Genomic DNA, 15,578 nt, shown 5'->3' on the forward strand with positions numbered 1-15,578 from the left:
CTTCGTGACCACGACGCTTCTGCTCGGCGGGCGGATCTACAGCCCTTCCCATCCCGATGCGACCGCCCTTGCCGTGCGCGGCGACGTCGTCGCGTGGCTGGGCGGCGACGACGTGGGCCGCGCCCAGTTCCCCGACGCGCGTGTGGTCGACCTGCGGGGTGCGTTCGTCGCGCCGGCCTTCGTCGACAGCCATGTGCACCTCACGGCCACCGGGTTGACGCTGGCGGGACTGGACCTGCGCGCCGCCACCTCCAGGACGCACTGCCTGCATCTGGTCGCAGAGTTCGCCGCGGCGCACACCGACGGCGTGGTGTGGGGGCACGGCTGGGACGACACGGCCTGGGCCGACGGTGCGCCCACGACTGCCGAACTCGACGCCGCGATCGGTGGCCGACCCGCCTACCTGAGCCGGGTCGACGTGCACTCCGCGCTGGCGTCGAGCGCCCTGCGGGCCCGTGTCCCCATGCTGGCCGCTGCCCTCGGGTTCGACGCCGACGGTCCGCTTTCGGCCGATGCCCATCACCTCGTGCGCGCCGAGGCGCGTTCCCTGCTGAGTCCCGCGCAGCGGGATCGCGCGCGGCTGGCGGCCCTCGACGCGTTCGCCGCTGCGGGCGTGGTCGCCGTGCACGAATGCGCGGGACCCCAGATCGGGGGCCTGCAGGACTGGCACGAGGCGCGTGGCACCGCGCACGGCGTCGAGATCAGCGGCTACTGGGGTGAGGCGGTGACCACCGCGGCAGCGGCCCGGGAGCTGATCGCCGAGACCGGTGCGCGCGGACTGGCCGGCGACCTGTTCGTCGACGGCGCCCTGGGATCTCGCACGGCGTGGCTGCACGAGCCGTACGCGGACGGCGATGGCTGCGGGACATGCCATCTCGAACCCGAGGCGGTATTCGCCCACCTCTCGGCATGCACCGAAGCCGGTGTGACGGCGGGCTTCCACGTGATCGGCGATCGAGCGGTCTCCACGGTGGTCGACGCCCTCGAACGCGTGGTCGCCGACGTCGGCGTCGCGGCGGTCGCCCGGTGCGGGCACCGTCTCGAGCATCTCGAGATGGTCGACGCCGAACAGGCCGCCAAGCTGGGCTCATGGGGCGTGATCGCCAGTATGCAGCCGGTGTTCGACGCCCTCTGGGGTGGCGCCGACGGCATGTATGCCCGACGGCTGGGAATCGATCGAGCAGGGCGGCTCAACCCCTTCGCGCTGTTAGCATCCCAAGGCGTGCCACTCGCCTTCGGCTCAGACGCGCCGGTGACCGAGATCTCGCCGTGGGCCAGCGTTCGCGCGGCGACCAGACACCGCACGGACGGAAGTTCGATCTCCCCGCGCGCGGCCTTCTCCGCGGCCACGCGCGGTGCCTGGCGGGCCGCGGGAGTGCGCGACGGAGTGACCGGCACACTGACCCCCGGCGCACCGGCGTCCTTCGCGGTGTGGGAGGCCGCGGACCTCGAGGTGGCGGCGCCCGCCGACGCCGTGCAGCGCTGGTCCACCGAGCCCGGTTCGCGGGTTCCGCCGCTGCCACGTCTTGACGCCGACACCGCGCTGCCGCGGTGCCGCGCGACGGTGCACCGTGGCGGGGTGATCCATGGGTCGGTCGATGGCTGACCTACCGGGGCGGGACCCGAATCTCGCGGCCACGCAGGCCGAGACCACAGACATCATCCCGGCCGTCACCGACGAGGACGGCGGCGACCCGGTGGGCGCCCCGGACTCCGACGAGGATTCCGCTGCGGACCCGGACGCGCCGTCGGTGTCGACGGGCGAGCGGATCACGCGCTGGGCGCGGCGGGCCGCGGAATGGTTCGTCCCGCGGTGGCCCCGTCTGCTCGCCTCGGTCGCGGCGGGTGCGCTGCTGTGTGCGAGCTTCGCGCCGCTGTCGTGGTGGTGGTCGGCGGTGCTCGGATTCGTGGCGCTGGCCTGGGTGCTGACCCGGCCGGCGACCACCCTCGCCGGCGGGTTCGGATACGGATTCCTGGCCGGCCTGGCGTTCTACATTCCGCTGCTGCCCTGGATCAGCGGCCTGGTGGGAGCGGGCCCGTGGCTCGCGTTGGCCGCGGTGTGCGCGCTGTTCCCGGGCCTGTTCGGCCTGCTGGCGGTGCTGGTGCGGACACTGCCGGTGTGGCCGGTGTGGTTCGCACTCGGATGGGGTGTCACCGAATGGCTCAAGGCCACGGTTCCCTTCGGCGGATTTCCCTGGGGCATCGTCGCTTTCGGCCAGACCACGGGTCCGTTCCTGCCGCTCGCGCAGTTCGGCGGCGTGCCTCTGGTCTCGCTGGCGGTCGCTCTGGCGGGCTTCGCCGTCGCGGCGCTGGGGCTGGAGTTCGTCACGTGGTGGAACCGAGGAGCGCAGCGCGACGTGGTGCCGCCGGCCGTGGTGGCCCCCGGGCTGTGCATCGTCGTCGTGCTGCTGGCGACGGCGCTGGCCACCCCCCACGTCCGCCAGTCCGGCGCTGGAGCGGGTGACGATCCGACCGTCACCGTCGCGGCGGTCCAGGGCAATGTGCCCCGCCTGGGCCTTGAGTTCAACGCCCAGCGCCGCGCGGTGCTCGACAACCACGTCAACGAGACGCTGCGCCTGGCGCGCGACGTGCGCGAGGGCCGCGCGCCGCAACCGCACTTCGTGATCTGGCCGGAGAACTCCTCGGACATCGATCCGCTCGCCAACCAGGACGCCGCGGCCCGCATCGAGGTGGCCGCCCGGGCCATCGGCGTGCCCATCCTCGTCGGTGGGGTGGTCGCGCACCCCGACTGGACACCGGAGAATCCGGCCGCCACCAACACCGTCATCGTGTGGGATCCGGTTCACGGACCGGGGGAGCGGCACGACAAACAGATCGTCCAACCGTTCGGCGAGTACCTGCCGTGGCGCGGGTTCTTCCGCCTGCTGTCGTCGTATGCCGACCGCGCCGGGTACTTCGTGCCCGGGACGGGCTCAGGGGTGGTGAACGCGGCAGGCGTACCCGTGGGGGTGGCCACGTGCTGGGAGGTCATCTTCGACCGGGCCGTGCGGGAGTCCGTGCGCAACGGCGCCCAGGTGATCGCCGTGCCCACCAACAACGCGACCTTCGACGCCACCATGAGTGCCCAACAGTTGGCGTTCGCGAGGGCCCGCGCCGTCGAACACGACCGCTACGTGGTCGTCGCCGGGACCACCGGCATCAGTGCCGTCATCGCTCCCGACGGCCGCGAACTGGCCCGCACCGAGTTCTTCGAACCGGCGTATCTGGACACCCAGATCCGGCTCAAGAACTCTGTGACGCCCGCCACCCAGTGGGGACCGGCGATCCAGTTCGTGCTGGTCGCCGCGGGCGCGGCAGCGGCTCTGTCCATGCTGGTACTGCGAATCAGGCAGAATGGAGGGTTAATGCGTCCAGGGCGCCGCCACCGGAATCAACCGACCGCCGAGAGCACCGGACCCACGACCGAACCCAAGGAGCCACATGACCAGTGAGCGCCCCAGCCAGCGCGCTCTGGTGATCATCCCCACCTACAACGAGCTTGAGAACCTCCCGCTCATCCTGGACCGGGTGCACGCGGCGCGTCCCGACGTACACGTGCTCGTTGTCGACGACGGCAGCCCGGACGGCACCGGAAAACTCGCCGACGAACTGTCGCTGGCGGATCCCGATCGCAAACACGTCATGCACCGCACCGCCAAGGACGGCCTCGGCGCGGCCTACCTCGCCGGTTTCGCGTGGGGCCTGAGCCGCGAGTACTCGGTGCTCGTGGAGATGGACGCCGACGGCAGCCACGCCCCAGAGCAGCTGCATCGCCTTCTGGACGCGGTCGACGAGGGGGCGGACCTGGCGATCGGCTCGCGCTACGTGGAGGGTGGGACGGTGCGCAACTGGCCGCTGCGCCGCCTGATCCTGTCCAAGACCGCCAACACCTACTCTCGCGTGCTGCTGGGCGTGGACATCCACGACATCACCGCCGGCTACCGCGCCTACCGTCGCGAGGTGCTGGAGAAGATCGACCTGAGCGCGGTCGAATCCAAGGGTTACTGCTTCCAGATCGATCTGACCTGGCGCGCCATCAACAACGGCTTCAAGGTGGTCGAGGTCCCGATCACCTTCACCGAGCGGGAACTCGGGGTGTCGAAGATGAGCGGGTCCAACATCCGCGAGGCGATGCTCAAGGTCGCCCAATGGGGCATCGGCGGGCGCCTGGATCGCGCCCGCGGAGCCCAGTACCAGTAGCGGGAGGGGTCAGCTGCCCCGGCGCTTCGACTTGATGATGTCGAGGCGCTCCTTGAGCAGTTCCTCGAGTTCCTCGACCGAACGGCGCTCCAGCAGCATGTCCCAGTGGGTGCGGGGCGGCTTGACCTTCTTGGGCTCGGGCAGGTCACCCTCGATCAGGGTGCCCTCGAGGCCGTTGCGGCACAGCCAGGTGCCGGGGATCTCGGCGTCGTCGGCGAAGGGGACGTCGAACTCCTCGCCATTCTCGGTGCGGTACCGCGCGATCTGACGGGGTGCCAGGTCGTGGTTGCGGTCAGTCTCGTAGCTCACGGCTCCGAGGCGACTACCCCTCAAGACACGATCAGCCATCGTCATCACTCCTCATCAGCGCAGAACTTCCGGGATTATCAACGCAGCCGGGCCGGGTGGAGTTCCCGGCGCGATGCAGCCCGACTGTCAAGGATACCGGGAAACCCGCAAGGCCCCCGCTAGAGTCGACAGCCATGGCACGTCGCGTCCGTCCCCAGCCCTGTCGCTGGTGTGGTCGCGACCTGGCGTCGGTCGACGTCGGGATGGGCCGCCGTCGCCAGTACTGCCGCCAGTCGTGCCGGCAGCGAGCCTACGAGCAGCGCGCCCAGGTCAAAGGCACGGCCCTGCCCGCCGACGCCGTTGTGCTGTCCGCCGACGAGGCCGCTCAGCTGTCCGATCGCGTCTACCAGGTGCGTTGTGCGGCAGAGGATGTCGTCACGGCGGTGGAAGAGGGTGCCGACGCGACCGAACTGCGCGAGTTGTGCGACGCGCTGCTGTCGGCCGCCAAGGCCGCCGACGGCTGGCGCTGACTCCCGGTCAGCGGCAGGAGAACCGCGCCGCCGCATCGTCCGGGGTCTCCACCTTGCGCAGGCACCCGAACGGCTCGATGCCGGTGTCGCTCACCCGGACCCCGGACTGATGGGCGAAGTTGACGCAGAACACGCCGGACTGGTCTGAACGGCACTGGTAGTCACCGAATTTCAGCGTGCTGCCGTAGGGCAGTTCCGCTCCCGTGCCCGCGCTGAACTGACCCGGATCGGCGCGACCCGCACCCATCGTGGCCTGTGTGCCGTCGAATTCGACCCAGCCGGGGACCCATTCGCCGTAGACCCCCTCCGGTGCGGGCGGGGGATCGGTCAGCGTCACCAGGCAGGCCAGTGCGCCGTCGGACAGTTCGTCGGTCATGCATCTGGTCTTGCCCGACGGTGTGACGAACGCGACATATTCACCCAGCTGTGTCGTGACGTCGTCGCGGGTCGCGGTGCGGAACTGCGCCTCATCGGCGGGCCTGCCGGCCTTCACCCACGTGGTCACCGCCGGTATCGGGGCGCCCGCTTCCGGGGCCGCCGACGGAACCTTCGAGGTCGTCGGGGGTGTCGAGGTCGGTGCGGACGAGCGCGACGGCACCGGAGTCAGACCCCCCGTCGCCTCCTGAGTGCCGTCGTCGCCCGACGAGCACCCCACCGCGGCGGCGGTGAGCAGCAACGTCATCGTGGTCAGCGCGAGAATTCGCATGACAGCCACGGTAGCCGTCGACGACACGCTGTACGTGCAGGCGCACGCGCGCGCCGGGTTCGCTACCGTCGAGGAATGCACGAGCGCATCATCCGCGTGGCAACCACCGCTGGGCTGGTCGAAGGCTTCACCAGAAACGGTGTGCACCGCTGGCGGTCGATTCCCTACGCGCAACCGCCGGTCGGCCCCCTGCGCTATCGCGCGCCGCAGCCCGCCGAACCGTGGCGCGGCGTGCGGTTCTGTCACTCGTTCGCCAACTGCGCCCCGCAGCAGCGGATGTACACCGCCACGGGTCTGGGTCGCTACCAGCCGATGAGCGAGGACTGCCTGACGCTGAATGTGGTGGCGCCCGAAAACCCCGAGAACACGGAGAACGCGGGCACGGAGCCGCTGCCCGTGATGGTGTTCATCCACGGCGGTGCCTACATCCTGGGCAGTTCAGCCACCCCCATCTACGACGGTGCGGCGCTGGCGCGGCGCGGATGCGTCTACGTCTCGGTGAACTACCGGCTGGGCGCCCTGGGATGCCTGGATCTGTCGTCGCTGGCCACCGAGGACCATCCGATCGAGTCGAACCTCTTCCTGCGCGACCTGGTGCTGGCCCTGCAGTGGGTGCGCGACAACATCTCGGCCTTCGGCGGTGACCCCGGCAACGTCACGATCTTCGGAGAGAGCGCGGGAGCCCAGGCCGTCATCACGCTGCTCGCCACTCCGTCCGCCAAAGGCCTTTTCGCCCAGGCGATCTCGGAGAGCCCGGCGGCTGGTATGACGAGTTCGGCCGAGACCGCGGCGAAGTTCGCCGACCGGTTCGTGTCGCTGCTCGGCGTGTCCCGCGCGGACGGGGCCGCGGCGGTGCGGGCCGCGCGCCCCCGCGATCTGGTCAACGCCCTCGACCGGCTGATCGAGAGCACGTCCACCGAGATGCTCGGTGCCTTCCCTGCGGGCCCCACCTACGGCGACGACGTGTTGCCGCTGGAACCACTGGAGGCCATCCGCACGGGGGCGGCCGCGCCGGTCCCGTTGATCGTGGGCACCAATCGCGATGAGGGACGGCTGTTCACCCGTTTCCTCAAACTCCTGCCGACCACCGAACACGCGGTCGAAGCCGTGCTCGGCGGCGCCGGAGCCGCCACCCGGGACCGCATCATCGAGGCCTACCCCGACTACCCGGCCCGCAAAGCCTGCGTCCGGATCGGCGGTGACTTCGCCTTCGGCGCGGCGTCCTGGCAGGTCGCCGAGGCGCGCGCCGACGTCGCACCGACCTACGTCTACCGCTACGACTACGCGCCGCGCCCGCTGCACTGGTCCGGGCTCGGCGCCACCCACGCGACCGAGCTGTTCGCGGTGTTCGACATCTACCGCACGCGGTTCGGCGCCGCGCTGACGCTGGCCGGAGACCGAGCCGCCGCGCAGCGGGTCTCACGGGACCTGCAGAACAGGTGGCGCGCATTCGCCCGCACCGGTGTGCCGGGTGACGGGTGGCCGGCACACACGTTGGATCGCCGGGCGGTGATGGTGTTCGACCGGCGTTCCCGCGTCGAGTTCGACCCCCACCCGGAACGTCGTGCGGCATGGAGCGGTTTCTCCCTCGCCGAATAGGGTGGCCCGAATTCCGCTGAATCCGGTCCCGTGACGTAATCCTCCAGCAGAGGATGTACGCATGAGCCAGCCCGAGAGTCCCTCGACACACCATCCCCTGGATCCCCTTTCGGCAGCGGAGTTCACGACGGTCACCGCGATCCTGCGGCGTGACCGCGGCGTCGGAGAGGGCTGGCGGATCAACTGCATCGAGATGGTCGAGCCCGCCAAGGCGGAGTTGGCCGCGTTCGAGGAGACCGGCACGCGGCCCACGCGGCGGGCCGTCGTGCTGTGCCTGGATCGGGCGGCCAACGCCACGTACAAGGGTGTGGTGTCGTTGACCGACGACCGCATCGAGTCCTTTGAGCACATTCCCGGTGTCCAGGCCAACTTCACGGTCGACGAGTTCGTCGAGTGCGACCAGATGCTGCGCGCGCACCCCGATGTCATCGCGGCCCTGGCCAGGCGAGGCATCACCGATATGGACCTGGTGTTCATGGACACCTGGACCTACGGTGAGGCGGTCGCACCCCCGGAGTACCGCGATCGCCGCATCGGCTGGTCCGACACGTGGGTGAAGAAGGAACCGGGAGCCAACCCCTACGCCAACCCGGTCAGCGGCCTGCACTGCGTGGTCGACCTGAACTCGATGGAACTGCTGCGCATAGAAGATGACGGGGGAGTCCCACCGCCGCAGGTCATGGGCGAATACATTCCCGCCCGAATCCCTGAACTCCTGCGCAGCAGGTGGCGGCGTGATCCGATCAGACCGCTGGAGATCATCCAGCCCGAGGGACCCTCCTTCACGCTGGAGGGCAACCTGCTGCGCTGGCAGAACTGGAGTGTGCGTGTCGGTTTCAACCACCGCGAGGGAATGACGCTGCACCAGTTGAGATATCGCGACGGTGACCGGGAACGCTCTGTGGCGCACCGGCTCTCATTCGCCGAGATGATGGTGCCGTATCGAGATCCGTCGACCGACCATTACCGACGCACGGCCTTCGACATCGGGGAGTGGGGGCTCGGGTTCATGACCACCTCGCTGGAGCTGGGCTGCGACTGCCTCGGCGAGATCCGGTATCTCGACGCGACTCTGCACGACAGCCGCGGTGAGCCCTACGAGATCCGCAACGCGATCTGCATCCACGAAGAGGACAACGCGGTGCTGTGGAAGCACGTCGACCACGACACCGGGGCCGAGGTCCGGCGTATGCGCCGGCTGACCATCTCGTGCCACGTCACCGTCGCCAACTACGAGTACCTCGTCTACTGGCGTCTCTACCAGGACGGAAACGTCGAGTGCGAGGTCCGCGCGACCGGCATCATGGTGACCACGCCGATCCCGGAGGGCGGGACGCACCCCAACGGCACCCTGGTCGACGAGCGCACGTATGCGCCGTTCCACCAGCACTTCCTGGTGGCCCGCCTCGACCTCGACGTCGACGGCACCGACAACACCGTGTACATGACCGAGTCGCATGTCGAACCGATGGGTCCGGACAACCCCTACGGGCTGTCGCTGGTGCAGCGCAACATCCCGTTGCGCACCGAACGGGATGGTGTCCAGGACATGAACTTCGCGACCCAGCGGGCGTGGAAGGTGGTCAACACCAACGTGGTCAACGGTCTGGGCACTCACCCGGCGTACAAACTCGTGCCCGGGGGCGCCATCCCGGCGATGTTCCACGAGGACTCCCCGGTGTTCCAGCGCGCGACCGTGGTCGGGCACACGCTCTGGGTCACCCCGAATCATCCCGACGAACGCTGGCCGGCGGGCGAGTTCGTCAACCAGTCGAGTGAAGACCGGGGGATCGGTGCCTGGGTTCAGGCCAACCGGTCCATCGAGGACACCGATGTCGTGCTGTGGTACGTCTTCGGCATCCACCACATCACCCGTCCCGAGGAGTGGCCGATCATGTCGGCCGACGTGGTGTCCTTCTGGCTCAAACCCTCGGGCTTCTTCGACCGCAACCCGGCCCTCGATGTGCCACCGCCTCCGGCCACCGAATGCAGGCACTCTTGACACCTGTCTTAAGTTGATCGGGTGCCACTGCAAACGACGCGTATCGAAACTCCCGGTGACCTCACGGCGGAATGGCTGACAGCCGCACTGGGGGCGCCCGTCACCGACTTCACCCACGAGCGCATCGGTACCGGGCAGATGAGTGAGTGCTACCGCGTCTCGCTCACCTACGCCGAGGCGGGGACCGGCCCGGCGTCGGTGGTGTTGAAGGTGGCCGCGGCCGATCCGACCAGCCGCCAGACCGGCCTGGGGCTGGGGCTCTACGAACGTGAGGTGCGCTTCTACACCGACATCGCGCCGCGGTTGGACGGTCCTGTCGCACGCTGTCACCACGCTGCGATCGACACCGCGACCGGGGTGTTCGACCTGCTGCTCGACGACGCCGCCCCCGCCGAGGTGGGTGACGAGATCCGCGGCGCCACCCTCGATCAGGCACTGCTGGCGGTCACCGAATTGGGCCGCGTGCACGGTTCGGCCCGGGCCAGCGGCGATCTGGCCGATGTCGGGTGGCTCGACCGGGCGGAGCCCCCGGTCACCGGTGACCTGCTGACGCAGCTGTACGGGGCGTTCGTGGCCCGGTACGCGGACGTCATGACCGAGGAACAGCGCACCATCTGCGAGCGGCTGGTGGCGGGCTTCGACCGCTGGCTGGCCGCAGAGTCCGAGGGCCCGTTGGGCCTGGTGCACGGCGACTACCGGCTGGACAACATGCTCTTCGGTCAGGCCGGTGCGACGCGCCCCCTCACGGTGGTGGACTGGCAGACCGTCACGCGCGGCGCGGCCTTCACGGATCTGGCGTACTTCCTGGGCTGCGCGCTGGAGTCGGAGGCGCGCCGCTCCAATTTCGAGGCGCTGATCGAGGCCTACCTCGCCGGGTTCGGACCGGATTCCGGACTCACCGCGGTCGACGTGCGCGAGGGGGTGCGGCGGCAGAGCTTCTTCGGCGTGATGATGGCCATCGTGTCGTCGGTGCTGGTGGTCCAGACCGAGCGGGGCGACCAGATGTTCATGACGATGCTGCAGCGGCACTGCGACCAGGTCGTCGACACCGACGCACTGGAGGTGCTGCCGGCGTGACGACCGAACCGTTGCTGCCCAGCGCGTCCGATGAGGGGTCGCACCCGCCCGGCGCCGAAGCGCTGTGGAATGAGAGCTGGTACTTCGACTTCGTCGATCCCGCTCAGGAGCTCGGCGGGTGGGTGCGTCTGGGGCTGTACCCGAACGAGAACCGAGCCTGGATCAACGTCCTGCTGTGCGGGCCCGGTCAGCCGACCGTGGCGCTCAACGATTTCGAGGTTGCCGCGCCCGCCGATCCGTTCGATGTCCGGACGGCCGGAATCGTGCTCACCCAGGAGGTCACCGAGGCTCTGCAGCGTCACCGCGTGACGGTCCGGGGCACCGCGCAGGCTCACGACGATCCGGCCGCGCTTCTGCGCGGTGAATCCGGCCGCCCGGTCGAGGTGTCGATGGATCTGACCTGCGAGACCGTCGGGGTTCCCTACGCCTACCGGTTGGCCACCCGCTACGAGATCCCGTGCGCGGTGTCGGGGACCGTCGTGGTCGACGGGGTGTCACACGAACTCGACGCCGTGGTGGGACAGCGGGACCACTCGTGGGGCGTGCGGGACTGGTGGGGCATGGACTGGGTGTGGAGTGCGCTCCACCTCGAAGACGGCACGCATCTGCACGCCGTCGACCTCCGCATCCCCGACCTGCCGTCGATCGGGGTCGGGTACTCGCAACGTGCCGGCGAACCGCTCGTCGAGTTGACGGCCGTCACCGCCGAGGCCACCTTCGACCCCGACGATCTGCCGGTCAGCACGACGCTGACGCTGCAACCGGGTGACCTGGTGGCGACCGCGGAGATCATCGGCCACGCACCCGTGCGCCTGGTCGCCGACGACGGACGTGTCGCGCAGTTCCCCAGGGCCTGGGCGACGGTCACGATGGCAGATGGCCGCCGTGGAATCGGCTGGCTGGAGTGGAACCGCAACCGCTAGCGCAGGTGCGCGCTGTCGTCGTCGAGTTCGTTGCGGCGCAGGCCCATCGGTGTCACCGCCGGCACATCGCCCGCGGCGACGACGAGGCGGGTCAACGGGGTCAGCGCTTCGAACAGCGCTTCCATCTCGTCGTCGTCGAGTCCCTCGAAGGCCGTGAGCGCGGCGCGGTCGGTGGCGGCCTCGACCTCGGCCTTGAGCTCTCGGCCGGTGTCCGTGAGCGCCCCGCGGCCGTCGAGCAGGCCTCGGTCCCGCAGTCGCTCGGTGCAGGTCTGCCATTCGGCGTCGTCGTAGTCACGGCTTCGCATGATGAACTCCGCGGGCACGGCGCCGGACGCACAGTGCAGCACGTTGGATTCGCGGCCGCTGATCCCCGCGGCGACCAGCGCCGCGATGTGGCCGTCCCCGCGGTGTTCGCGCAGCAGCGTGGTCGCATGCCAGAGCGCCTCCAGCGGCGCGTCAGGCCAGGGGAGAGCGGCGTTCGCGGCGAAGAGTGCCCGCCCGTCGACAGGCGCGGTGCGGGCGGCCTTGGCGGCGAGTTCGGCCGCGGTGTCCAGGCTCTGGTGGCCGGCAAGACCGTATCGGCGCAGCGCCGCCACCGCACCGGTTGACCTGGCCGCCAGAGCGTCTGCCGCGGGGGCGGCGGCCCGAGCTGCGGCCAGCGACTTGGCGACCCGTTCGGCGGAGAAGTTGTAGAACAGCGCGGCGACGACGGGGGCCGGTGCCGGGTCCAGAGGTGCGGCGCGGCCCGCGAAGTACCCGGACCAGAACCCACGACACCCCAACGCGTCCATCGCGGTTCGACTCTCGGGGGTGAAGTAGGTGACAGCGTGGATCGGCTCATACCGGTCGAAAAGCCGCCGGGAGAGTTCGGGGGTGCGGTTCACCCACCCGAGTTAACCACCCGAGTCTGAGTCCCCGGCGACCGCTGCCGCGGCCTCGTCGATGATCGCGCGCATCGCGGCCTCCGCGGCGTCCTCGTCGCGCAGTCTGATCGCGCGGGCGACCTCGTCGTGCAGCGCGATGGCGTCGGGGTTCGGGCGCTCGGGCATCATCTGGTGGTGCGTGCGTCCGGCGAGCACCTCGGCCACCACGTCGTTGAGCGCCCGGAACATCTCGTTGCCGCTGGCCTCCAGCAGGGTGCGGTGAAACTCCTTGTCCGCCAGCAGATATGCCTCAAGATCGCCGGAACGGCCGTGCATCACCATGTCGGACACCGCAGCGGCCATCGTGCGGCACTGATCCGGATCGGCCCGCCGCGCCGCCAGTGCTGCCGCCGCGGGCTCGAATCCTCTCCGCAGTTCCGACAGGGACGCCAGCTGTGCGGCCCTGTCGCCGGCGTCCAGTCGCCAGCGGATCAGCCGAGGGTCGAAGACGTTCCACCGCTGCGCGGGTTGGATGGTGATGCCGACTCGCCGGCGGGGGGCGACCATCCGCATCGACTCGAGGACGCGGATCGCCTCGCGGGCGACGCTGCGGGAGACGCGGTGCTCGGCCGACACTTCGTCCAGGGTCAGGACGTGGCCCGCCGGGAGCCGACCCGACACGATGCCGGTTCCCAGGGCGTCGAGGAGATTGCTGTGCAGCTCCCCGACGATCGGCGCGTCCACCACGCACACATGCTGTCATAGGACGCCTTGCCGCTTTTAAAGCAGATCTATTCGTTATCTGCTTGCAATGATCAGACTATTAATGCATTCTGTGTGAGGTCGAACACAGCCTGCGGGGGCAGTATCGAAGGGGGGAGAATGCGCGCTCCGATCGTCGTGATGGGCGTATCCGGCTCGGGCAAGTCCACGGTCGGGGCGGCGCTCGCACAGCGCCTGCGCGTTCCGTTCGCCGACGCCGACGACTTCCATCCGGCCGCCAACATCGAGAAGATGTCGGCGGGACACCCGCTCGACGACGACGATCGCCGCCCGTGGCTCGAGCGCATCGGGGAGTGGCTGAGCGTCCACGACGAAGGTGGCGTGATGAGCTGCTCAGCCCTCAAGCACGCCTACCGCGACCAGTTGCGCCGGCACTGTCCCGATACGTGCTTCCTGCACCTGGCCGGCACACCCGAGGTGATCGGGCGCCGCCAGGCGAGTCGTCCCGGCCATTTCATGCCCGCCTCCCTGTTGAGGTCGCAGTTCGACACCCTCGAACCGCTGAGCGACGACGAACAGGGACTGACCATCGACGTCGACCAGAGCATCGACGCCATCGTCGAAGAGTTCATCTCGCGAGCCGGACAGGAGCATCCATGACCATCCCAACCCTGCTGGCGGAGGCGCCCTCGCTCACCGAGCCGGTGGCCTCAGGGCTGCAGCTGATCCTGGCCTTCCTGGCCGGCATCGCGGTCATCGTCGTGCTCATCACGGTGGTGAAACTGCACCCGTTCCTGTCGCTGATCTTCGGCGGTCTGACCGTCGGGCTGGTGTCGGGCGAGGGCCTGACAACGGTGCTCAAGTCATTCACGGACGGATTCGGTTCCACGGCAGCCGGAGTCGGCATCCTCATCGCATTGGGCGCCATGTTCGCCAAACTGCTGGCGGACTCCGGCGGCGCCGACGAGATCGTCGACACCATCGTCGGTCACGCCTCGCCACGCTCACTGCCGTGGGCCATGGCCCTGGTGGGTGCCATCATCGGGTTGCCGATGTTCTTCGAGATCGGCCTCGTGCTGCTGATGCCGGTGATCTATCTGGTGGCCCGGCGCTCGGGACTGTCGCTGATCACCGTCGGAATCCCCGCACTGGCGGGCCTTTCGGCGATGCACGGCTTCGTGCCGCCGCATCCCGGCCCGCTGACGGCGGTCGGCCTTCTCAACGCCGACCTGGGTGTGACGCTGGCACTCGGTGTGCTGGTGGCGATTCCGACGATCGTGGTGGCCGGGCCGCTGTTCGGCAAGCTCGCGGGGCGCTGGGTCGTGGTCGAGGCGCCCGACACTTTCGACGCGGATCGGTTCGCCGACGGTGAGAATCTCCGTCGCCCGTCGTTCGGCATCACGCTGTTCTCGGTGCTGCTGCCCGTCGTGCTGATGATGGGCAAGGCGCTGGTCGACATCTTCATCGAGGACGAATCGAACCTGGTGCGGCAGATCTTCGACAGCCTCGGCACGCCCGTGATCGCGCTCCTGCTGGCGGTGATCGTCGGACTGTTCACGTTGGGCCTGGGCGCCGGGATGTCGCGCGAACAGATCACCAAGGCCGTCGAGTCCGGGCTGCCGCCGATTGCGGGCATCATCCTGATCGTCGCGGCCGGAGGCGGTTTCAAGCAGGTGCTGGTGGACACCGGGATCGGCACGATGCTGGCGCGCTGGGCCGAGCAGGTCAACATCTCGGTGCTGATCCTGGCCTGGGTGCTGGCGGTGGTGATCCGCCTGGCCACCGGCTCGGCAACCGTCGCCACGATCACGGCGTCGTCGTTGATCCTGGGCCTGGTCGAGGGCATGGACACGGGGCAGGTGTCCCTGGTCGTGCTGGCCGTCGGCGCGGGCTCGCTGTTCTTCTCCCACGTCAACGACGCCGGATTCTGGTTGGTGAATCAGTACTTCCGGCTCACCGTGGGCCAGACGATCAAGACCTGGTCGATCATGGAGACCATCCTGTCGGTCGCGGGACTGGTGGTCGTGCTGCTGCTCGACCTGATCATCTGAAGCCCGCTCACCGCGAGATCGACGCCAGGGCTGCGCAATCGAGCCCGTAACAACCCTGGTGTCGAACTCGAGGGCAGGCTCAGACCTTGACGACCTGCGTGCCGCCCGCGAGTTCGTCGTGCTTGCCCTGTTTGGTCGGGCTGGCGTTGATGGTCACCGCGATCACGATGTACGCGACGGGCGCGAGAATCCAGCCCAGGCACGGGATCAGGGCCAACAGGGTGAACAGGTTGCGGACGGCCGACTGCCGCAGGTCGGGCTTCGGGGTTCCGCCGACGCCGCGCACCTCGAGGCCGAGCAGCTTCTTGGCCGGAGTCCAGCCCTTCCAGACCTCGAAGCCGACGAAGTAGGCGAACATCAGCACGCCCGAGAACAGGCCCGCCGTCAGGGTGTAACTGGGCACGCCCAGCACGGTGTCGCTGCCGAAGCCGAACAGCGAGGTCAGGATGCTGGCCAGGAAACCGACGGCGATGCCGTCGAGCAGGCGTGCCAGGAATCGGATTCCCAGCGTGCCGGGTTGGCCCGCGGGCGGGCCGCCATAGGCGGGAGGCTGCTGATACGGATCGAAGTCACCGGTGGACATGCCGCGTAATGTACCGCTCCCACCGGCCGTTCG

At 69.2% G+C, this 15,578-nt stretch carries 13 protein-coding genes and 1 pseudogene; 9 read left to right on the forward strand and 5 right to left on the reverse strand.

What is annotated here, in order from left to right; genetic code table 11:
* Positions 1-4: 4 nt before the first annotated feature.
* Genes A5727_RS24335 through A5727_RS24345 form a run of 3 tightly spaced genes read left to right on the forward strand, consistent with a single transcriptional unit; the run spans position 5 to position 4,200 of the window.
* Positions 5-1,606: an amidohydrolase gene (locus tag A5727_RS24335; protein WP_068256459.1), complete on the forward strand. Its 1,602-nt coding sequence runs from the start codon at positions 5-7 to the stop codon at positions 1,604-1,606.
* Entirely contained in the window at positions 1,599-3,452 is a 1,854-nt protein-coding gene (lnt, locus tag A5727_RS24340; RefSeq protein WP_157521550.1) for an apolipoprotein N-acyltransferase, read from the forward strand. Before A5727_RS24335 ends, lnt begins: the two co-directional genes overlap by 8 nt.
* Positions 3,442-4,200, forward strand: a complete 759-nt coding sequence (locus tag A5727_RS24345; protein ID WP_068256462.1) for a polyprenol monophosphomannose synthase — start codon at positions 3,442-3,444, stop codon at positions 4,198-4,200. Before lnt ends, A5727_RS24345 begins: the two co-directional genes overlap by 11 nt.
* A gap of 9 nt (positions 4,201-4,209) precedes the next feature.
* Here A5727_RS24345 and rbpA read toward each other — a convergent pair whose 3' ends face one another.
* Entirely contained in the window at positions 4,210-4,548 is a 339-nt protein-coding gene (gene rbpA, locus A5727_RS24350) for an RNA polymerase-binding protein RbpA (RefSeq protein ID WP_068256625.1), read from the reverse strand.
* 134 nt (positions 4,549-4,682) lie between these two features.
* Here rbpA and A5727_RS24355 point away from each other — a divergent pair, with 134 nt between their 5' ends.
* The gene (locus A5727_RS24355) at positions 4,683-5,018 is read left to right on the forward strand and encodes a hypothetical protein (protein WP_068256465.1); all 336 of its coding nucleotides are present in this window, start codon (positions 4,683-4,685) and stop codon (positions 5,016-5,018) included.
* 7 nt (positions 5,019-5,025) lie between these two features.
* On the opposite strand, the gene A5727_RS24360 is transcribed toward A5727_RS24355, so the two are convergent.
* Entirely contained in the window at positions 5,026-5,724 is a 699-nt protein-coding gene (locus tag A5727_RS24360) for a hypothetical protein (protein WP_068256468.1), read from the reverse strand.
* 75 nt (positions 5,725-5,799) lie between these two features.
* Between A5727_RS24360 and A5727_RS24365 the strand changes: the two genes are divergently transcribed.
* The 3 genes and pseudogenes from A5727_RS24365 to A5727_RS24375 all read left to right on the forward strand — a co-directional run bounded on the left by A5727_RS24365 (position 5,800) and on the right by A5727_RS24375 (position 11,325).
* Positions 5,800-7,323 (forward strand): carboxylesterase/lipase family protein, encoded by a 1,524-nt coding sequence (locus tag A5727_RS24365; RefSeq protein WP_068256471.1) that lies wholly within the window; start codon positions 5,800-5,802, stop codon positions 7,321-7,323.
* A 61-nt stretch (positions 7,324-7,384) separates the two neighbouring features.
* Positions 7,385-9,325: a primary-amine oxidase gene (locus A5727_RS24370; RefSeq protein WP_068256473.1), complete on the forward strand. Its 1,941-nt coding sequence runs from the start codon at positions 7,385-7,387 to the stop codon at positions 9,323-9,325.
* Between the two features lie 27 nt (positions 9,326-9,352).
* Positions 9,353-11,325: pseudogene (locus tag A5727_RS24375) on the forward strand (DUF7064 domain-containing protein).
* Here A5727_RS24375 and A5727_RS24380 read toward each other — a convergent pair.
* Together A5727_RS24380 and A5727_RS24385 are read right to left on the reverse strand one after the other, a co-directional pair.
* The gene (locus A5727_RS24380; RefSeq protein ID WP_068256476.1) at positions 11,322-12,209 is read right to left on the reverse strand and encodes an SCO6745 family protein; all 888 of its coding nucleotides are present in this window, start codon (positions 12,207-12,209) and stop codon (positions 11,322-11,324) included. The pseudogene A5727_RS24375 and the gene A5727_RS24380 sit on opposite strands and share 4 nt — an antisense overlap.
* A gap of 9 nt (positions 12,210-12,218) precedes the next feature.
* Complete coding sequence (locus A5727_RS24385) at positions 12,219-12,935, reverse strand: FadR/GntR family transcriptional regulator (RefSeq protein ID WP_231992210.1); 717 nt, start codon at positions 12,933-12,935, stop codon at positions 12,219-12,221.
* A 135-nt stretch (positions 12,936-13,070) separates the two neighbouring features.
* On the opposite strand from A5727_RS24385, the gene A5727_RS24390 reads away from it, so the two are divergent.
* Together A5727_RS24390 and A5727_RS24395 are read left to right on the forward strand one after the other, a co-directional pair.
* On the forward strand, positions 13,071-13,571 hold the full coding sequence (locus A5727_RS24390; RefSeq protein ID WP_068256481.1) for a gluconokinase: 501 nt from the start codon (positions 13,071-13,073) through the stop codon (positions 13,569-13,571).
* A complete protein-coding gene (locus A5727_RS24395; protein WP_068256484.1) occupies positions 13,568-14,962 on the forward strand; it encodes a GntP family permease in 1,395 nt (464 codons plus the stop codon). Before A5727_RS24390 ends, A5727_RS24395 begins: the two co-directional genes overlap by 4 nt.
* Positions 14,963-15,041: 79 nt before the next feature.
* Here A5727_RS24395 and A5727_RS24400 read toward each other — a convergent pair whose 3' ends face one another.
* Complete coding sequence (locus A5727_RS24400) at positions 15,042-15,545, reverse strand: RDD family protein (protein WP_068256487.1); 504 nt, start codon at positions 15,543-15,545, stop codon at positions 15,042-15,044.
* Positions 15,546-15,578 lie beyond the last annotated feature (33 nt).

Origin of the sequence: Mycobacterium sp. ACS4331 (genome assembly GCF_001667265.1) — a bacterium.
GTDB lineage: Bacteria > Actinomycetota > Actinomycetes > Mycobacteriales > Mycobacteriaceae > Mycobacterium.